The organism is Paenibacillus sp. MBLB1832 (genome assembly GCF_032271945.1).
In the GTDB taxonomy this organism is placed as follows: Bacteria; Bacillota; Bacilli; order Paenibacillales; family NBRC-103111; genus Paenibacillus_E; species Paenibacillus_E roseopurpureus.
Genome location: NZ_CP130319.1, coordinates 5,352,826 through 5,372,297 on the forward strand (window position 1 = coordinate 5,352,826; position 19,472 = coordinate 5,372,297).

The 19,472-nt window shown below is 50.9% G+C and carries 10 protein-coding genes, 13 tRNA genes and 3 rRNA genes; 1 reads left to right on the forward strand and 25 read right to left on the reverse strand.

What is annotated here, in order from left to right:
- Positions 1-113: 113 nt before the first annotated feature.
- Entirely contained in the window at positions 114-2,099 is a 1,986-nt protein-coding gene (locus MJB10_RS24165; protein ID WP_314799549.1) for an SH3 domain-containing protein, read from the forward strand.
- Positions 2,100-2,156: 57 nt separating this feature from the next.
- On the opposite strand, the gene MJB10_RS24170 is transcribed toward MJB10_RS24165, so the two are convergent.
- The 25 genes from MJB10_RS24170 to uca all read right to left on the reverse strand — a co-directional run bounded on the left by MJB10_RS24170 (position 2,157) and on the right by uca (position 19,469).
- On the reverse strand, positions 2,157-2,780 hold the full coding sequence (locus tag MJB10_RS24170) for a hypothetical protein (RefSeq protein WP_314799552.1): 624 nt from the start codon (positions 2,778-2,780) through the stop codon (positions 2,157-2,159).
- Between the two features lie 124 nt (positions 2,781-2,904).
- Entirely contained in the window at positions 2,905-3,684 is a 780-nt protein-coding gene (locus MJB10_RS24175; RefSeq protein WP_314799557.1) for a phytoene/squalene synthase family protein, read from the reverse strand.
- A 206-nt stretch (positions 3,685-3,890) separates the two neighbouring features.
- Complete coding sequence (locus tag MJB10_RS24180; RefSeq protein ID WP_314799559.1) at positions 3,891-4,514, reverse strand: hypothetical protein; 624 nt, start codon at positions 4,512-4,514, stop codon at positions 3,891-3,893.
- A gap of 190 nt (positions 4,515-4,704) precedes the next feature.
- The gene (locus MJB10_RS24185) at positions 4,705-5,118 is read right to left on the reverse strand and encodes a hypothetical protein (protein ID WP_314799561.1); all 414 of its coding nucleotides are present in this window, start codon (positions 5,116-5,118) and stop codon (positions 4,705-4,707) included.
- Positions 5,119-5,156: 38 nt separating this feature from the next.
- Positions 5,157-5,360 (reverse strand): hypothetical protein, encoded by a 204-nt coding sequence (locus MJB10_RS24190; protein ID WP_314799564.1) that lies wholly within the window; start codon positions 5,358-5,360, stop codon positions 5,157-5,159.
- Between the two features lie 310 nt (positions 5,361-5,670).
- On the reverse strand, positions 5,671-6,627 hold the full coding sequence (locus MJB10_RS24195; RefSeq protein ID WP_314799567.1) for an MBL fold metallo-hydrolase: 957 nt from the start codon (positions 6,625-6,627) through the stop codon (positions 5,671-5,673).
- Between the two features lie 297 nt (positions 6,628-6,924).
- A tRNA-Gly gene (locus tag MJB10_RS24200) sits at positions 6,925-6,995 on the reverse strand.
- Between the two features lie 3 nt (positions 6,996-6,998).
- Positions 6,999-7,075 (reverse strand) — tRNA-Arg (locus MJB10_RS24205).
- Positions 7,076-7,091: 16 nt separating this feature from the next.
- Positions 7,092-7,177: transfer RNA gene (locus MJB10_RS24210), tRNA-Leu, on the reverse strand.
- 11 nt (positions 7,178-7,188) lie between these two features.
- Positions 7,189-7,259, reverse strand: a tRNA-Cys gene (locus MJB10_RS24215).
- A gap of 10 nt (positions 7,260-7,269) precedes the next feature.
- Positions 7,270-7,344 (reverse strand) — tRNA-Gly (locus tag MJB10_RS24220).
- Between the two features lie 38 nt (positions 7,345-7,382).
- Positions 7,383-7,462, reverse strand: a tRNA-Leu gene (locus MJB10_RS24225).
- A 62-nt stretch (positions 7,463-7,524) separates the two neighbouring features.
- Positions 7,525-7,597, reverse strand: a tRNA-Lys gene (locus MJB10_RS24230).
- 13 nt (positions 7,598-7,610) lie between these two features.
- Positions 7,611-7,685: transfer RNA gene (locus tag MJB10_RS24235), tRNA-Gln, on the reverse strand.
- Between the two features lie 9 nt (positions 7,686-7,694).
- A tRNA-Thr gene (locus tag MJB10_RS24240) sits at positions 7,695-7,767 on the reverse strand.
- Between the two features lie 76 nt (positions 7,768-7,843).
- Positions 7,844-7,919, reverse strand: a tRNA-Val gene (locus MJB10_RS24245).
- A gap of 78 nt (positions 7,920-7,997) precedes the next feature.
- Positions 7,998-8,072, reverse strand: a tRNA-Glu gene (locus MJB10_RS24250).
- A gap of 6 nt (positions 8,073-8,078) precedes the next feature.
- Positions 8,079-8,154, reverse strand: a tRNA-Asn gene (locus tag MJB10_RS24255).
- Positions 8,155-8,161: 7 nt separating this feature from the next.
- Positions 8,162-8,234, reverse strand: a tRNA-Ala gene (locus MJB10_RS24260).
- Between the two features lie 75 nt (positions 8,235-8,309).
- Positions 8,310-8,426, reverse strand: a 5S ribosomal RNA gene (rrf, locus tag MJB10_RS24265).
- A gap of 106 nt (positions 8,427-8,532) precedes the next feature.
- Positions 8,533-11,446: ribosomal RNA gene (locus MJB10_RS24270) — 23S ribosomal RNA — on the reverse strand.
- A gap of 267 nt (positions 11,447-11,713) precedes the next feature.
- Positions 11,714-13,255 (reverse strand): 16S ribosomal RNA (locus tag MJB10_RS24275).
- Together the 16S, 23S and 5S rRNA genes with 13 tRNA genes alongside form the textbook arrangement of a ribosomal RNA operon.
- Positions 13,256-13,580: 325 nt before the next feature.
- A complete protein-coding gene (locus tag MJB10_RS24280; protein ID WP_314799568.1) occupies positions 13,581-13,889 on the reverse strand; it encodes a hypothetical protein in 309 nt (102 codons plus the stop codon).
- Between the two features lie 147 nt (positions 13,890-14,036).
- Positions 14,037-15,827 (reverse strand): allophanate hydrolase, encoded by a 1,791-nt coding sequence (gene atzF / locus MJB10_RS24285; protein ID WP_314799569.1) that lies wholly within the window; start codon positions 15,825-15,827, stop codon positions 14,037-14,039.
- Between the two features lie 18 nt (positions 15,828-15,845).
- Positions 15,846-19,469, reverse strand: coding sequence for an urea carboxylase (gene uca / locus MJB10_RS24290; RefSeq protein WP_314799571.1), 3,624 nt, complete (start codon positions 19,467-19,469; stop codon positions 15,846-15,848).
- Positions 19,470-19,472: the final 3 nt, after the last annotated feature.

The window sequence follows — 19,472 nt, forward strand, 5'->3', positions numbered from 1 at the left end:
TTATTTTACCACTAACTTCCAATTAGATGTAATACTCAATGAAACTTTTCGACGCCTAGCACGTCTAATGCTTAGAAATGTTTACCAAATACAGGAATTGGATAGGTGATCGCATGACATGGCGAACGCGTTTGATCGCGGCAGTAATCGTTGCAACAACAGTGGGCTTGTTAGCCAAGCCTGATGGCTCTTCCGCCGAATTCATGGCGCAAGGCCCCTATGTTCCCGACGGAATTCGTATTCCCGGCTCCATCGAACTACTGTCTGATACAGCATACTATCCTGCAGAAAATACACCACTTGACGAGCCTGAGGGATGGTTTGCCCCCCAAACGGTGAAGGTGCTGGCAACCTATGGCGCTTGGTCCATCGGCGAAGCCGCCTGGAAAATCGAAACCATGTTCGGACCTCGGTGGATTCATCCCAAGCCATGGAACATCGACATCGCACCGCCTAAGCGGCTGATGTTGAAGGAAGAAACACCGCTTTACAAGCGAACGAATGAAAAAAGCGGCTCCGTTGCCTCGCTTTCCCCTCAGGAAGTGGACGTGGTCAGCGCTGAGAAACAATGGTTCTATACCAATGATCCCTCTAGTCCCGCATGGATTCAAATCCATACGACCTGGATGGGCGATTTATGGGCGCACATTCCTGTGAAAGACATTGGCAGCGTTCAGTCTGCCGACAAAACCGTCTTTTATCCCTATGCTTCAGGGGCCAAAGAATTGAATGATCTCATTCACGCTAACTACGACCAGTATACATCGATCGAACGACGCAGCACGCATATCAGCCAAACGTATACGACACTCTATGACCGTTTTTTCCTCATCGATACCGATAAGGGACCTTACTGGACGCGGGATGCTGGCGTCGAAATCCTGCCTGCAGATGAGACACTTCAACTCACAACGGAGATACCGTTATTTTCAGAGCCATCTGATAAAGAAATAGCCGTAATCTCTGGGGAGAAAGTCACTGTTTTCGAAAAAATAACCCAGCCCCTTTGGCAAGGCAGAGGCCCTTACGATATGTGGCATTTCAGCACTTGGTATCATGTGAAGACATCCAAAGGAACTGGTTGGATCAACCTTCTCTACGGAGAGCCGTCCGATGCTGTGAAGGTTCATTGGAAAATGTCCATCCATGGCGATCGCGAATTAATGCGCTATCCGGGTGTGAACTACGCGTCATCCGTCTTGCTTTTACGCAATCAGGATGTGGAGGCTACCGCCGCATGGACTAGACCTGACGGATCCATTTGGTTAAAGGTTAGCCATGATGAGCGCGAAGGATGGGTCCCTTTCTTCATCTGGAGTAACGATCGATTATGGGATCTGGACACAGGAACAGCTTTACAAATCGATGCCAAGTATCCGCAATACCTTACCCTCTCTCCTGATCAGCAGGGCATCCTGCGTATGAACGACGAGATCAATGCTGGCTACGTGAAAAATGGCGTTGACGTTCTCAAACTGAAGACAGTTACCGAGCAACTCGGCTATGCAGAGACAGCCGCCAACGGGGAGGCGAGCAGCGTCCGCTATCAGAGGGACGATTATGCTTTCGTTTTGCATGAAGGGAAACCGATCGCCGACATCTATTGGAAAGACGTATTACAGAAATCGGTCACTCTTAGCAACTCTCCTCATCGTCAACAGGACGCTTGGTACTTGGAGCAAGTTGACATGCGGTTATTGCTAGGGGCATCGCCAATCCCGTGGTCCGACAATCACACCCTGTATGACAGGGCGTATACGTTCGATCTCGGCGAGTTGCCTTCCCATCTGACAGGAGACCGCGCACAATTAAGCGCGTTCCTGTACGATTATCAGCTTCCTTGGACACAGAAAAATCTCAAAGACACGCTGCTACCTCAATTGACCATTGAAGAAGGCACCAGTCACAGTGCGAATCCAGCGGCATCCACAATCGAAATTGCACCCTCTGGCATTACCGTTACAGCTGACACCGTCGCCACCTTATATCACATGAGCGCCTCCCTTACGCTTGCGCCTGGTCCACACGATCTGAGCATCGTCTACCGCGTAGGCGAACGAATTGTGTGGAAGCAGCCTTGGCACGTGGTGGTGGAGTAAAGAATTAGCAAAGAAGAAGCCTCTTGCAAGGCTTCTTCCTTTTTATATGGAGCGCTCTTAGCGCTCCTTCCTTCTTTTTCTAACCACAAGAACCCCTATACCAACAAGCAATATCGCCCCCATCACTTCGGTGACATGATATCTGGACATGCGATGATACACCGCCTCCACGAACGCCCATTTATTCGTGAACGTCATTCGATCCATCGTACCTTGCAAACTGATCTTCTCTGTCGGTGAGGTCCCTGCCCCGATTTTTGCTATATCGGGATCCGCAGCAGATAGCTCCTTGGTTAATGAGCAGATGCCTGTCTCCAACATAGTTGGTTGATGTGTGTAGGAAAACGCATAGACGAGATAGGTCTCTCCTACTTGAAAATCATACCCGCATGAGCCTCCCCCTAAATTAGTGAGCACGATCGCTTGAGACTGTGAAATCCCTTTCCACGTTTGCTCCACATCGAAGAGAACAGCTCGCTTGCGATCCATAATCCCCTCGATGTTTAAGGTCTTATCCTGGATCTCCAGTACTTTGCCTGAGAATACCACCTTCGATTGCTCCAATGCTTTCATGGGATCTGGTTGCAGTGCGCAGCTACAGGCATATGTTTTTAGTGGCATAACTGTGCCGAAGAAGCCAAACAAGAGCATAAGAACAAGTGCTAGCGTCCACTTTTTCATATCAACACATCCTTCTATTCCATCCATTCTTACTTCTTAGACGTGAATTTCCAGATATTGTTTCAACAAACGAAAGAAGCCCCGCATACCTGCGGGACCTCGCCACATTTCACTGATTAACGCTTTACGTCACCTTACTCACAATCTTCAACACCATATCACGCGTCAATTTGTTGCCACCAGCCCCTAATAGATTCACAGTGGCATGCGCTAACGCCAACGGCACCTTGCAGAATTTCAAGGCTGGCCCTTTTTTCAAATCAGCGATGTACTCATCAGCTAGCTGCAAATTGCGGCGTGTGTACTGCTGCATTTCCTTGAATCCCCAACCGTCTGGATAAAAGCTAACCCCACGCTGCGCGTCTTCCTCTTTATTTCGAAGAATATTAACCGCCTGCAAGCCTCTTCCGAAAGCAATCGCCTTCTCGCGATCCGTCACCGTGCCGTCATTCCACATCCACAGCTCAGAGAGCATTTCGCCAACCATACCCGCCACACTATACGTATAACGGTCCAAATCCTCTTCCGTATGGATCTTCCATCCGTTCTGGACCCATTCGGACATTTCCAGCGACATTTTGGCAATATATTGCTTTACAATCGGCATTGCCGTCGGCGGACAAATCACGAGCCACTCGTCCAACCGCATCGACACATCAGGCAAAACCGCTTGATACGGCATGAGTAACTGCCTAATCGCTTGAGTAATATCCGGAGCCTGGAAAGCACCGTGCACGCCGGCTAGCAGCTTTATTTTTATAGTATCCGCGAGATCTTCATGATCCTCTATTTCATCGATAGCTCTCATGCACAAATAAGCCGAGGCTACTGCTTCTTTCAAACCTGTATCCAAATTACTAATTGGTATATAAAAAGTTCGGCTGGTCTGTTTCAACATCGTCATCGCATCATGCAGGGTATCCGTCTTAATGGTGATTACCTCCAACTATGTACTTGCCTAGTAGCTTGTATGCTAATATCTCATGATACCATATTTTATTCGCGTTAATCCAAGCCCAGCAGCCGATTGTTTACCATTCTGAGCTCCATTACACAAAAGTGTCATTTTTTTAGTAGATACTGGATATTATATCCATTTTATTAATGAAATTACGTGCCCTCTCCCATACGTGCATCCAAGAAATAATCAATTCGATCCTCACACGAGGATACGAAATCTGGCCCAGCTTTCTCCGACATCCCACATACCAATAACCAATAACCTTCAATGGGAAGCTGACTGTCCAAGATTTCATGGAGTTGATTTCGATCTATCCGGTATTTCTTTATATCTTTCATCGCGTAAACCACACGTGTCCCGTCCTCGTTTAATTGCAAATGTCGTATTGGATCGTCATTATTAGGATGTAGCAGCGTCAACTCCGTCTCATTCAATCGTTCAAAAAAATACCTAGCCGCAATAGTTTCATCATACCGCATCCATGGAGCGTCAAGCTGATGACGGTTCACTTTTACTTTACTCTTCTGAAGATCATAGTCTATATAATCGTACAAGAAACCATCCTTATTCCGCTCGACTAACTCGTAAGAAAGCTTCTGGACTTCTCCTTTTCGATCATAAAATAAATCAAAATTAATTAGCTTCGCCCCTGGATCTAGTTCCAGCTTTGTATTCAACTCTTGCCATTGACTTGTGAAGTCATGCGCATTCAATGATGTGAGATCTACGCGAACCTCCCGTTCACGCTCAAATAGGATTTGTTTTACGAGCATCCACATAAAAACAGCACATAAACACAAGATGATTGCGCGGGATATCTTTTTATTCAATTGCTTGCTCAGTTGCTGCACCTCCCATTAATTTCCATGTTGTTCATACGCAGAGAACTGACCAAAAGTTGCTTTAAAGCCGAAAAAAGGCTACCTCTACGTAGCCCTCCTCCTTGCCAACTATCTCTTTCTCCTACTTACTTGTGAAAAGGTCACTAATTTGCTTCGCCAACTCCTTAGAATGCAAATAATAATGATCTGCAATATCCGTTGAGCTAAAGCCAAGTTTCTTCTCTTTGCCTTCAAACAGTCCGACGGCGAATAAATAGCCCACTTTCCCCTCTTGATTGGGATCAGGGATCATCGGAATATGGCGTACCTTCTCGATCCAGTCCTGGACTACCTTTTGATCCGTATACACGCGCAGCTCCCCTGTTGAACCGCTTCTGATCTCAATATGATCGACCTTTGAAATATCCCCTGGATAAAACGCCTCCAGTTGCTTCGTCGTCAGCTTCGGCTTTACTGGCGTATTCTCCTTGCCGCACCCTACGCAAACAATAAGGATTAACGCGGCCAACGCTCCAAGAACCCCTCGAATTCCCATGGTATGCCCCTCTCTTGGCAAAAGAAAACACCCAGATTTCACTCCGTGATCGGCTTCAAATCACTGAACTTCAGCAATACCTCTCGCTGGGTATCGAGATAGATCACCCGGATGTCGACATCATCTTCCGTCATCTCAAAAGCAAGAATCATGCATTTCCTTCCGCGGTTTTTCGTCTTTCTTGGGTTGTCTGGAGCCACAATGTAAGAGCCTCCGAGACTTAGACTAATCGTTTCATTCATATAGTTTGCTACCCTCTCATGCTGTTGTTAGGACGATGTTATATCGTTATTTGATTAGACGCGCGGTACTAGGAAAAGTTAGTACTCGAACCTTTATTTGATCAGCAATCCCGCTATTTTCCCTGAATAGCATACAACATTAAGACACCTAACTCTCACTTATCCCAGCCCATGTTGCAAAAAGTACAACAATATCTCAGCTGTCAGCCGATTTGCGGCAAAATTGCACGATATTGCTGTAGCTGGTGCAACTTCAACCCCCATTCGAGCTGAAAACGGTCTAAAATGTTGCACAACATGCAACATACGACTACCTCTCTGCCACCAAGGTTTCTCCGTGTTTGAACAATCGCAAATGGTTCTGATCCAATCCTCGCCGCTCCCAATCCTTGAGCAGTCGATCCAGCGCCTCCTTCGGCGTATCATCGGCGAGCCTAAATGCTCCATAATGCATAGGGATAAAAGTACGTGCTCCGACGTCCAGAAAAGCCTGTACAGCCTCCTCTGGCGTCACATGCTGCATGCCCATAAACCACTCGGGTTCGTAAGCGCCGATTGGCATTAACGCGTAGCGTATTCCTGGGAATCTCGCGCCAATCTCCCGGAAACCCTCGAAGTACCCGCTATCGCCCGCGAAATAAATCGTCTGTTGATTGGATTCACCATCCAGCCCCTGCTTAGCCGTCTGGCGGATTACCCAACCACCCCACAGCGAGGTGTTCGTATCGGTTAGCGTACGCCTTGTCCAGTGCTGCGCCGGCACAAAATGGAACTCCACCGAGCCAACGACCTGGCTCCCCCACCAAGGCAATTCAAAGACCGTTCCGATGCGGAGCCTTCTCACTTTATCCCCAAGTCCCTCTGGCACAAGCACGATTGGCGATCCTTTCAGCTTTTTCAACGACCCGATATGCATGTGATCATAATGCGCATGGGACAGCAAAATCACATCTACAGAAGGTATCTCCTCGATTGCTAGCCCAGGGGCCTCCAGTCTTGGGGAGAAGCCCATTCGCGTCGCCCAGACAGGATCCGTCACAATCGTCAATCCACCCATCTGCAGAACAAAAGTCGAATGACCAATCCACGTAATCGTCACCTTTTCACGGTTCGTCCGTAGCAACTCTGGTTTCTTATAATCCGACTGGCCGATCTGGTAGCTCAAATCTTTGGTCTTACCTTTACGCTCCTTCTGCCAGCGGCGTACTTCCTTCCATGTTTTCGTTGTGGCTGTGGGATCTATATTGCTATATCGCTTTCGCGTCATATTTTTATCTCCAATCATGTACAAGCCTCTATATGTACTATAAGGCGGTTGTCCTAAGGAAACAAGAAATGTCCTAAAATGCAGAAAAGACCACCCGAAGGTGGTCCATTCTTAAAGCGGGCGATGGGAATACTCCAAATTCGGATTGAAGTTGCTTCCTACGGAAGCGGTTAGCGGAATATTTGGACGCTCGTCCTGTTCGTGTTGATTCATAGAAGTAGTCACGGACGGTCGAACCCAGATGGTTCAATTCCCATACATGAAAAAAGACCACCCGATGGTGGTCCATTCTTGGTAAGCGGGCGATGGGAATCGAACCCACGCGATCAGCTTGGAAGGCTGAAGTTCTACCATTAAACTACGCCCGCAAATGGCGCGCCCTGAGAGATTCGAACTCCCGACCTTTTGATTCGTAGTCAAATACTCTATCCAGCTGAGCTAAGGGCGCATATGAAGTTAGTACATGCCGAAGACCAGACTTGAACTGGTACGGTAGTCACCTACCGCAGGATTTTAAGTCCTGTGCGTCTGCCGATTCCGCCACTCCGGCTTATTGTAGAAAGGCGCTACCCAGATTCGAACTGGGGGTAAAGCTTTTGCAGAGCTCTGCCTTACCACTTGGCTATAGCGCCGAAAGTGTAATGGAGCGGAAGACGGGGATCGAACCCGCGACCCTCGCCTTGGCAAGGCGATGCTCTACCGCTGAGCCACTTCCGCAGGGTACCTCATGTATATGAATATAGATGAGGATTTAATGCGCGTAGAGGGACTTGAACCCCCACGGTCACCCGCTAGATCCTAAGTCTAGTGCGTCTGCCAATTCCGCCATACGCGCATGCTGTAAATTAAATCTGAGAGACTTTAGCCTACGCCTAAAGATCCCTATGAATGAAAAAGTGAGTCATGTAGGATTCGAACCTACGACACCCTGATTAAAAGTCAGGTGCTCTACCAACTGAGCTAATGACTCATAGTAAGAAAAATGGCTGGGGATCAAGGATTTGAACCTTGGCATGACGGAGTCAAAGTCCGTTGCCTTACCGCTTGGCTAATCCCCAATAAAAGCATGCCGTCGAGAGGACTTGAACCCCCAACCTACTGATTACAAGTCAGTTGCTCTACCAGTTGAGCTACAACGGCAAATTGTTTCTGGGGCCCCCGAAAAGTAATCGGAAACTCCATTCTAGAATTCGCTTCACTTTTTGGGGTGAAGTTATGGTGGAGGCTGACGGGATCGAACCGCCGACCCTCTGCTTGTAAGGCAGATGCTCTCCCAGCTGAGCTAAGCCTCCATAGGAAGATATGTTTGGGGCCCACGCAAAGTAATCGGAATACGCTTCGACAGCAATACGTCACTTTGTGGGGATTTATGGTGACCCGTAGGGGACTCGAACCCCTGTTACCTCCGTGAAAGGGAGGTGTCTTAACCACTTGACCAACGGGCCTTACAATGGCTCCCCGAACAGGACTCGAACCTGTGACAACTCGATTAACAGTCGAGTGCTCTACCAACTGAGCTATCAGGGAATAATGATGGAGCCAAGCGGGATCGAACCGCTGACCTCCTGCTTGCAAGGCAGGCGCTCTCCCAGCTGAGCTATGGCCCCAAGAAATCTAATAAAAAAACACCCAATGCAGAGAGACTTTTAGCTCAGCTAAAAGATCCCTATATTAGGTTAACTGTTTGGCAACGTTCTACTCTCCCAGAACCCTGCGGTTCAAGTACCATCGACGCTGGAAGGCTTAACGGTCGTGTTCGAGATGGGAACGCGTGGATCCCTTCCGCCATCATCACCAAACAGTCAAAGCGTGATTTGCGCCTTGAAAACTAGATACGAAACTGAAGTAAAGTATGCTACTTAGGAAAGCTGAGAGACTTTTAGCTCCGCTAAAAGATCCCTATATTAGGTTAAGCCCTCGACCGATTAGTATTCGTCAGCTGCATACGTTACCGCACTTCCACCTCGAACCTATCAACCTCGTCGTCTACAAGGGGTCTTACATACTGGGAAATCTCATCTTGAGGGGGGCTTCGCGCTTAGATGCTTTCAGCGCTTATCCCCTCCGTACATAGCTACCCAGCGATGCCTCTGGCGAGACAACTGGTACACCAGCGGTACGTCCATCCCGGTCCTCTCGTACTAAGGACAGCTCCTCTCAAATTTCCTACGCCCGCGACAGATAGGGACCGAACTGTCTCACGACGTTCTGAACCCAGCTCGCGTACCGCTTTAATGGGCGAACAGCCCAACCCTTGGGACCTACTTCAGCCCCAGGATGCGATGAGCCGACATCGAGGTGCCAAACCTCCCCGTCGATGTGGACTCTTGGGGGAGATAAGCCTGTTATCCCCAGGGTAGCTTTTATCCGTTGAGCGATGGCCCTTCCATTCGGTACCACCGGATCACTAAGTCCGACTTTCGTCCCTGCTCGACTTGTAGGTCTCGCAGTCAAGCTCCCTTATGCCTTTGCACTCTGCGAATGATTTCCAACCATTCTGAGGGAACCTTTAAACGCCTCCGTTACATTTTAGGAGGCGACCGCCCCAGTCAAACTGCCCACCTGACACTGTCCCCATACCGGTTCACGGTACCAGGTTAGAACTCCGATACGATCAGGGTGGTATCCCAACGGCGCCTCCACCCAAGCTGGCGCTCAGGCTTCAAAGGCTCCCACCTATCCTGTACAGATCGTACCAAAGTCCAATATCAAGCTGCAGTAAAGCTCCATGGGGTCTTTCCGTCTTGTCGCGGGTAACCTGCATCTTCACAGGTATTAAAATTTCACCGGATCTCTCGTTGAGACAGCGCCCAAGTCGTTACGCCATTCGTGCGGGTCAGAATTTACCTGACAAGGAATTTCGCTACCTTAGGACCGTTATAGTTACGGCCGCCGTTTACTGGGGCTTCAATTCATAGCTTCGGGTTGCCCCTAACCACTCCTCTTAACCTTCCAGCACCGGGCAGGCGTCAGCCCGTATACTTCGCCTTGCGGCTTCGCACAGACCTGTGTTTTTGCTAAACAGTCGCTTGGGCCTTTTCACTGCGGCCCCCTCGGGCTATTCACCCTACCGAGGCACCCCTTCTCCCGAAGTTACGGGGTCATTTTGCCGAGTTCCTTAACGAGAGTTCTTCCGCGCGCCTTAGAATTCTCTTCTCACCCACCTGTGTCGGTTTGCGGTACGGGCACCTTCGCCTGGCTAGAAGCTTTTCTTGGCAGTGTGAAATCATGACCTTCGGTACTTAAGTTTCCCTCCCCATCACAGCCCAGCCTTACGATGTGCGGATTTGCCTACACATCAGCCTCACTGCTTGGACGAGCATCCATCAGCTCGCGTCACTTTCCTTCTGCGTCACTCCATTGCTCATAACGGCTACGGTGGTACAGGAATTTCCACCTGTTGTCCATCGACTACGCCTTTCGGCCTCGCCTTAGGTCCCGACTTACCCTGAGCGGACGAGCCTTCCTCAGGAACCCTTAGGTTTTCGGCGGATCAGATTCTCACTGATCTTTTCGTTACTTATACCGGCATTCTCACTTGTGTACGCTCCACCTGTCCTTACGGTCAGAATTCAATGTATACACAACGCTCCCCTACCCATGCACATACGTGCAAGCCATAGCTTCGGTGGCGTGTTTAGCCCCGTTACATTTTCGGCGCAGAGTCACTCGACCAGTGAGCTATTACGCACTCTTTCAATGGTGGCTGCTTCTAAGCCAACATCCTGGTTGTCTGTGCAACTCCACATCCTTTCCCACTTAACACACACTTGGGGACCTTAGCTGATGGTCTGGGCTGTTTCCCTTTTGACAATGGATCTTAGCACTCACTGTCTGACTCCCGGATTTAAGTTTGTGGCATTCAGAGTTTGACTGGACTTGGTAACCCTTGGCGGGCCCCGCACCCAATCAGTGCTTTACCTCCACAACTCAACATCCGAGGCTAGCCCTAAAGCTATTTCGGGGAGAACCAGCTATCTCCGAGTTCGATTGGAATTTCTCCGCTACCCCCACCTCATCCCCGAATTTTTCAACATTCGTGGGTTCGGGCCTCCAGTGAGTGTTACCTCACCTTCACCCTGGACAGGGGTAGATCACACGGTTTCGGGTCTACGTCCACGTACTAAAGCGCCCTATTCAGACTCGCTTTCGCTGCGGCTCCGTCTTTTCAACTTAACCTCGCACGGGAACGTAACTCGCCGGTTCATTCTACAAAAGGCACGCCATCACCCGTATAGAGGGCTCTGACTTCTTGTAAGCACACGGTTTCAGGTTCTTTTTCACTCCGCTTCCGCGGTGCTTTTCACCTTTCCCTCACGGTACTGCTTCACTATCGGTCACTAGGGAGTATTTAGCCTTGGCAGATGGTCCTGCCGGATTCCGACGGGGTTTCACGTGACCCGCCGTACTCAGGATACCTCTAGGCATACGTTCGATTTTGGCTACAGGGCTTTTACCTTCTATGCCGGACCTTTCCAGATCACTTCGCCTACCGAACTTTTGCCACAATGAGGTCCTACAACCCCAAGGAGCAAGCTCCTTGGTTTGGGCTATTCCGCTTTCGCTCGCCGCTACTGACGGAATCACTTTTGTTTTCTTTTCCTCCAGGTACTTAGATGTTTCAGTTCCCTGGGTCTGCCTCTACAGTAGCTATGTATTCACTACTGAGTAACTGCGCATTACCACAGCTGGGTTCCCCCATTCGGACATCCCCGGATCAAAGCCTGCTTACGGCTCCCCGAGGCATTTCGTCGTTCGCCACGTCCTTCTTCGGCTCCTAGTGCCTAGGCATCCTCCGTGTGCTCTTTCTAGCTTAACCTAGAAATTACATTTAAAGATTTTGTGTAACCCTAAGGTTAACACAACCTAAGTTCTTACTTTACATTTCGTTTCGTTATCTAGTTTTCAAGGAACAAGTTGCGAATCGTAGATTCGTCAACAATGTTGTAACCGTTACATGCGCGAAGCGATGTCGGTTATCAACGGGTTTGAAGGGTTAATTCATCCTTCAAAACTGAACACGAGTGAGTAAGCGATTTGTATCCGAAGATACTTGACTGGGTCTATCAGATCCGAGTCTCCATAGAAAGGAGGTGATCCAGCCGCACCTTCCGATACGGCTACCTTGTTACGACTTCACCCCAATCATCTACCCCACCTTCGGCGGCTGGCTCCCTTGCGGGTTACCCCACCGACTTCGGGTGTTGTAAACTCTCGTGGTGTGACGGGCGGTGTGTACAAGACCCGGGAACGTATTCACCGCGGCATGCTGATCCGCGATTACTAGCAATTCCGACTTCATGCAGGCGAGTTGCAGCCTGCAATCCGAACTGAGATCGGCTTATAAGGATTGGCTCCACCTCGCGGCTTCGCTTCCCGTTGTACCGACCATTGTAGTACGTGTGTAGCCCAGGTCATAAGGGGCATGATGATTTGACGTCATCCCCACCTTCCTCCGGTTTGTCACCGGCAGTCATCCTAGAGTGCCCACCCAAAGTGCTGGCAACTAAGATCAAGGGTTGCGCTCGTTGCGGGACTTAACCCAACATCTCACGACACGAGCTGACGACAACCATGCACCACCTGTCTCCTCTGCCCCGAAGGGAAGCCCTATCTCTAGGACGGTCAGAGGGATGTCAAGACCTGGTAAGGTTCTTCGCGTTGCTTCGAATTAAACCACATACTCCACTGCTTGTGCGGGTCCCCGTCAATTCCTTTGAGTTTCACTCTTGCGAGCGTACTCCCCAGGCGGCATACTTACTGTGTTAACTTCGGCACCGAGAAATCGAATCCCCGACACCTAGTATGCATCGTTTACGGCGTGGACTACCAGGGTATCTAATCCTGTTTGCTCCCCACGCTTTCGCGCCTCAGCGTCAGTTATAGGCCAGAAAGTCGCCTTCGCCACTGGTGTTCCTCCACATCTCTACGCATTTCACCGCTACACGTGGAATTCCACTTTCCTCTCCTACACTCAAGTCATCCAGTTTCCAATGCGAACCGGGGTTGAGCCCCGGGATTAAACACCAGACTTAAATGACCGCCTGCGCGCGCTTTACGCCCAATAATTCCGGACAACGCTTGCCCCCTACGTATTACCGCGGCTGCTGGCACGTAGTTAGCCGGGGCTTTCTTCTCCTATACCGTCACACAGAGAGCAGTTACTCTCCCTGCTGTTCGTCTAGGGCAACAGAGCTTTACGATCCGAAAACCTTCATCACTCACGCGGCGTTGCTCCGTCAGACTTGCGTCCATTGCGGAAGATTCCCTACTGCTGCCTCCCGTAGGAGTCTGGGCCGTGTCTCAGTCCCAGTGTGGCCGTTCACCCTCTCAGGTCGGCTACGCATCGTCGCCTTGGTGAGCCGTTACCTCACCAACTAGCTAATGCGCCGCAGGCCCATCTTCAAGCCACAGATTGCTCCGTGTTTCATGATTCTCTCATGCGAGAAAACCAGCTATCCGGTCTTAGCTATCGTTTCCGATAGTTATCCCGATCTTGAAGGCAGGTTGCCTACGTGTTACTCACCCGTCCGCCGCTAACCACACCCGAAGGTGTGATCCGCTCGACTTGCATGTATTAGGCACGCCGCCAGCGTTCGTCCTGAGCCAGGATCAAACTCTCCATAAAAGAAAGATGACTTGCTCATTTTGATGCTAGCGAGATTATTAATCTCATTTAAAGTCACTTGCGTGACTGTGCTTACTCACTCGTTGTTCAGTTTTCAAAGATCAATTTCTTTCGTTCACTGCCGTGTTACCGAAGCAGCGAGAGATAATATACCATGTAGATTTTTGAAATGCAAGTGTTTTTTTGAATTTCTTTTTCAACCATTCTCGAAGCCGATATACTCTTCGCACTTTACAAGAGATTCCTTGTAATGAATGGCGGATTTGTAATATACCACGTGGTTGATCCGATTACAACCTTTTTCAATATGGGATTTTATTACATTTTAACCCTCAACTATATCTGCTCTAAGCTCGCTGGCGACTTCCATTAATTTAGGAATGACCGCTTCATTGGTGCCTGATACATAAATATCCCCTTGATAGTGCCTAAAAGGAATCTGGACATCACCCAAGCTCCACATGAAAAAATCACCATCAATGGACATGCTCGTCGTTCCTTTCACCGTGAATACCGAGGTATACGTGAAATCTGGTTTTTCGGCAAAGTACTGCTTACACTCTTCCAAGGTAATCGCTAATAAGGCTGCATCGTCACCCTGCATGGTTCTTGTAATTCGATAGCGTTGGCTCATGGTGTATCCTCCAAAACTTATTCTACTTAATAAATGAGTTATCTTATTCGTTATACCAACTTGATTCTCTGACGTCAAACTCAAGCAACATAGGCATACGAAAACGGCACTACCCTCCCCAAGGAAGTGCAGTGCCGCGCCTAGCTTTTATAAAGGAGCCACGCTGCGCCAACTCCGCTGCGGCGTCACGTCTTCCGCGCCCGCAGCCGCGTAAGCCTCACAAATAAAGCCCGGGACCTCCGTGCCGTCCCGGAGCTCAACCTTGCCGATCCCGAGCGGAGCCGGGATCGCAGCAGCGAAGCCGCCGAAGGCCGCCAGCGGCATCTCCCAAACCTCCAGCTGGATGGCGGCGCCACCCTGCTGCTGTTTGACCAAGCCTGGCTTCGCAGGCGTGGTTGGCAGTTTCACGAGGCTGTACTTCGCAGCCGTTTCATCCTCACGGATGAAACGGGCGCCACAGCCTAGCATTTGTTGCTCAAGCGGGTAGCCACGCATGTGTAGCCCGCAAACCGCCACCAGCGTCGTCTGCGCAGCCACGGCGCCGTCCGCAATTGCAGCAACCTCAGCTGCTGCCTTCTCACCGCCGCCCAACAGCAGCTCCGCAGAGCCGCAGATCAATCCTTCCTCTTCCGCCAACGCGAAGAGTGTGATTCCGAACGGCGTCTCTGGCGCCGCATTGCCCGCAGGCACTGCCACCGCGCATAGATCCAGCAGATTGCAATGATTGGTGTAGCGGCCCATGTCCCGATTCGTACTGATTGGATCGGCGAGCACTTGCTCGCGCGTCCACGTGCCGCCGCAAGTCGGCATCACGAGCACAGCGTCTTGCAGCAACTTCCGTGCTTCAAGCTTCAGCTGTTGCAAACGGTGGATCGCAATAAACACCGAAGCCGCATCGTACTCTGCCGCTGAACCAGAGCGCAGCACCTTCTCCGTCACAGGGAATGTCACGCCAGGGTTTGCTTCAATAAAAGGTCCCAAATCAGCCCATCGCTCTGCCACCCATGGCCCTTCATATAATATTGCAGCCGCTTGCGCGAACAGCGTTACGTCCACTTCGACGATTGGAATTCCCTCGAGGCGACTAACTTCGCGAATAAGATTAATCGCTGTTTCCCACGCCGCGCGATACTCCGCGGCGTATGGTCCGTAGAAGCCTAGCTCGCCTTGCGGCAGGCAGAATCGAGCAGGAAGCGCGGACGGTTCCCGAACCACGCTGCGCGACCATGGATCATCAGCGTGCACACCGCGCGCCACGCTGTCAACGATAAGCGCATCCGCAAGGGTATGCGCAAAGACTGTGACACAGTCGAGGCTCGCACAAGCGGGCACGACACCTTTGGTCGGCCAAGCGCCGAGGCTTGGCTTGTAGCCGACTAAGCGGTTCAACGCGGCTGGCACACGGCCGGAGCCAGCTGTGTCCGTGCCAAGGGAGAAAACCACTTGGCCACGAGCCACGCTGACGGCTGAGCCAGAGCTCGAGCCGCCGCTGATCAGTTCGGGACGAAGCGCATTGTGCGCCTCGCCATAAGGACTCCTAGCACCGACTAGACCAGTCGCGAACTGATCTAGATTCGTTTTGCCAACAGGAATGGCGCCTGCCGCAATTAAACGCTCCACCACACCCGCATGTTCACTCGGTGTATAAGCAAATTCCGCACAGCCTGCTGTTGTCGGAACGCCTGCAAGGTCAATGTTATCTTTGATCGCAAAAGGAATTCCCCAAAGCGGCGCATCCGCCATAGAAAGCGTGGATAACCGATCCACATAGGGCTGAATAATCTCCATCGTTGGCTGTGAAATCCAAATATTCATATCTGCATCCACGGCAGCGCGATCCACGATGACCGAGATCACCTCTTGCGGAGAAAAGGTTCCCGCCATGTAGCCCTCACGCAGATACGAAATCGTTAATTCTTTGTCTAAGTGATCTCCCATGATCTCTCACACCTTTCCCTATGCCGATTGTTGTGAAATCCCCAAAATAAGCTGACCCGCATGAACTTGATCGCCCGGCTTCACGCCGACCATGGACACGTAGCCATCACAAGGGGCATGCTGCGGGAACTCCATTTTCATACTTTCGAGAATGGCCAGTTGGTCACCCTTTTTCACTTTTTCACCAGGCGAAACTAGAACTTTCCACACACTGCCAGGCATGATGCCTCGAACAGCAATTGTGCCTTCAGGCAACTCATCCTCTGGGGCAGCATCAACTGTCTCCCCCTCGGAGACATACTCCGCAAGGCCTTTGGCCTTCCAACTCTCGCGCTCCTCGTTGAACGCAACACGTTGCTGAGTACGGAATGTATCCGCGCTTTCTTCTATAGATTGCAAAAATTGCAGATACTCCCCAAGATCGAACGTGGTTTCTTGAATGTCCGCCTCATAACGGCCGCGCGGGAAATCCTCGCGAAGCTGCAAGAGCTCCTCTGCACTCACTTCATAGAATTGAATTTGGTCAAAAAACCGCAGCAACCACGGCTTACCCGCTTGGAAGCTTTCTGTTGAGCGCAGGCGATTCCACATTTGGATCGTCCGACCCACGAATTGATAACCCCCAGGACCTTCCATACCATAGACACACATGTAGGCTCCGCCGATGCCGACGGCATTTTCCGGTGTCCATGTACGGGCTGGGTTATATTTCGTTGTTACTAGACGATGACGAGGGTCGGTTGGCGTTGCCACTGGGGCTCCAAGGTACACATCCCCTAAGCCAAGTACGAGATAGTTAGCGTCATAAACGATTTTTTTCACATCATCGATGCTGTCCAGACCGTTAATGCGTTGAATGAACTCGAGGTTACTAGGGCACCAAGGCGCATCTGGACGAACCCCTTGTTGATAGCGCTCAATCGCCAATTGCGTAGCTGGGTCATCCCATGACAATGGCAAGCGCACGATACGCGACGGTACACGGAATTGTTCCAAAGGAGGGAGAGCAGCATCGATCTCCACAACTTTGCGGCAAGCTTCCATGACTGTAATTTGCGCAGGATCGATATGAATTTGCAGGGAACGAATTCCTGGCGTTAGATCTAGGACAGGAATAGCGCCGCTTTCTGAAATGGCCTGCATCAAAGCCTGCACTTGAAAACGAAGCAAGAGGTCCAACTCAAGCTCGCCGTATTCGACAAGCAGATTTTGGTCTCCGCAGCAGCGGATCGTGATCGGAAAGCGGCGATTCGCCATTTCATGGTAGAGACGCGGATATTCTGGTGTAATTTCCTCATTAACCGAAGGCAGCGACACCAGCTTTACTTGGTCAAAATCGCCCTCACCAATCGCACGCAGATTGCTCTCCTGCAAATCGCGCAGCGCTTCTGCTTCCTGCAGCGTAAGCAGATGGAAACGAACGCTATCGCCAGGGTGCAGCTGACCCAGCTTCCAGAACTCGGCGGAGGCCGTCGTCACGGGGCACACGAACCCTCCAAGACTCGGTCCATCCGGCCCAAGCAGGATCGGCATATCCCCCGTTAAATCCAGCGTGCCAATTGCGTAGGCATTATCGTGAATATTGGACGGATGAAGTCCTGCTTCACCACCGTCTTCACGGGTCCACAGCGGAGCAGGCCCTTTCAAGCGAACCCCCGTCCTGGAGGAGTTAAAATGTACTTCCCAACGCGTCTCTGTCAGCTGATCCAGGTACTCCGTACGCAAAAACTCACCTGTACAATGCGGTCCAGGCACAACACCAATCGTCCACTCGCGCGTCATCGCAGGGCGATATGATGCGGCGAGATCTATCGGTTGAACGCTAACTTGTTCATTTTCGTTTACCCCAAGCACGTCGCCCGTGCGCAGCGCACGACCGCCATGACCACCGAAGCCGCCTAACGTGAAGGTAGCCGAACTCCCCAGAATCTTCGGCATATCAAGCCCGCCGCCGATTAGCAAATAGGCGCGCATGCCTTCTTTAGCTTCGCCGAAGCTTAGCACTTGCCCTTTGGCTGCCTTGATCGGTCGGTACGTAGCGACTGCCTCTCCATCAAGCTCCGCTTGCATATCAGCACCCGTTACACAGAACCACATCGCACTGCGGAATTTATAGGAGCCGCCACGCAGCGTCATTTCCAGGCCTGGCGCGTCATCCGCATTGCCAAGGAGCTTGTTCCCGATTCGGAAGGACAACGGATCCATCGGCCCGCAAGGCGGTACGCCTACATCCCAATGGCGAATACGGCCAGGGAAGTCTTGGACGGTCGTTTGAATACCGCCATCAACAACCTCAAGCGCACGCTCTTCAGGTTCAAATGTATTCAATAACTGCGTATACACATTCCCGCTAAGGCAAGCTTCTTCTTGCAGAAGTGCCCGCACGTACTGCAGGTTCGTCGTTAATCCGTACAATCGCGTTTGAGCCAGCGCCCCTACAAGTTTATGGATCGCATCCAGGCGATCCTTGCCGTGCACAATAATTTTAGCCAGCATCGGATCATACAGGGTTGTCACGGTCAGGCCGTCACGGACCCACGTCTCGTTACGCGCCTCGCTTGAGAAAACAGCGCGATCCAATTGCCCTGCACTCGGACGGAACTGCTGGAGGCAATCCTCAGCATAAATTCTCGCTTGAATGCTGTGACCTTGCGGCTTGCGAATGAGCGATTGCAGATCATTCAACTCCAGCGCTGCTTCACGCACCATCCACTCCACGAGATCAATTCCCAACACTTCTTCTGTAACGCCATGCTCAACTTGAAGGCGTGTGTTAACTTCCAAGAAGTAAAACTCACATGTTTCTGGATCGTATAAAAACTCAACTGTCCCTGCACTGCGATAACCAACTTCAGCCGCCAAACGTTTCGCCGAAGCAAACATACGCTCACGCACTTCATCGGACAGGTTCGGAGCTGGACTTTCTTCAATAACCTTCTGGTTGCGTCGTTGGATCGAGCAATCGCGCTCACCGAGAGCCACGACTTCACCTAAGGCGTTACCGAAAATTTGAACCTCCACGTGACGAGCACGGGCAATATATTTCTCGAGGAACATGCCCCCGTTCTTGAAGTTGGTTTCGGCCAAATGACGCACGCCGTCGTAAGCGGATCTCAGCGTCGCTTCATCCCCACATACGCGCATGCCAATACCGCCGCCGCCTGCTGTGCTTTTTAGAATAACAGGGTAACCAATGCGTGCAGCTTCTAATAAAGCTTCGTCCAGCTCGGTGATGAGCGGTGTACCTGGCAGCATCGGCACTCCCGCGCGCTGCGCAATTTCACGTGCGGAATGCTTTAGTCCAAACATTTCCATCTGCTCTGGCGTCGGCCCGATGAAGACAATCCCATGCTCGCGGCAAGCGCGGGCAAACTCCGCATTTTCACTCAAGAAGCCATAGCCTGGATGAATCGCTTGCGCGCCTGTTGCGAGTGCAGTTTGGAGGATCAGCTCCGTATTCAAATAACTTGATTTGGCAGGCCCCTCCCCGATCAGAACTGCCTCATCCGCTCCATCTACATGCAAGCTATCTTGATCTGCCGCCGTATACACAGCAACGGATTGAACCCCCAGTTTACGTAAGGTACGCTCGATTCGTACAGCAATCGCTCCGCGATTCGCAATTAGCACTTTGGTAAACATCGT

Bases quoted from the DNA above. Each gene is read 5' to 3' on its own strand.
- MJB10_RS24180 (WP_314799559.1), bottom strand. From the start codon at position 4,514: ATGCTCGTAAAACAAATCCTATTTGAGCGTGAACGGGAGGTTCGCGTA.
- MJB10_RS24165 (WP_314799549.1), top strand. From the start codon at position 114: ATGACATGGCGAACGCGTTTGATCGCGGCAGTAATCGTTGCAACAACA.
- atzF (WP_314799569.1), bottom strand. From the start codon at position 15,827: ATGGGAGATCACTTAGACAAAGAATTAACGATTTCGTATCTGCGTGAG.
- MJB10_RS24195 (WP_314799567.1), bottom strand. From the start codon at position 6,627: ATGACGCGAAAGCGATATAGCAATATAGATCCCACAGCCACAACGAAA.
- MJB10_RS24280 (WP_314799568.1), bottom strand. From the start codon at position 13,889: ATGAGCCAACGCTATCGAATTACAAGAACCATGCAGGGTGACGATGCA.
- uca (WP_314799571.1), bottom strand. From the start codon at position 19,469: ATGTTTACCAAAGTGCTAATTGCGAATCGCGGAGCGATTGCTGTACGA.
- MJB10_RS24170 (WP_314799552.1), bottom strand. From the start codon at position 2,780: ATGAAAAAGTGGACGCTAGCACTTGTTCTTATGCTCTTGTTTGGCTTC.
- MJB10_RS24175 (WP_314799557.1), bottom strand. From the start codon at position 3,684: ATGACGATGTTGAAACAGACCAGCCGAACTTTTTATATACCAATTAGT.
- MJB10_RS24190 (WP_314799564.1), bottom strand. From the start codon at position 5,360: ATGAATGAAACGATTAGTCTAAGTCTCGGAGGCTCTTACATTGTGGCT.
- MJB10_RS24185 (WP_314799561.1), bottom strand. From the start codon at position 5,118: ATGGGAATTCGAGGGGTTCTTGGAGCGTTGGCCGCGTTAATCCTTATT.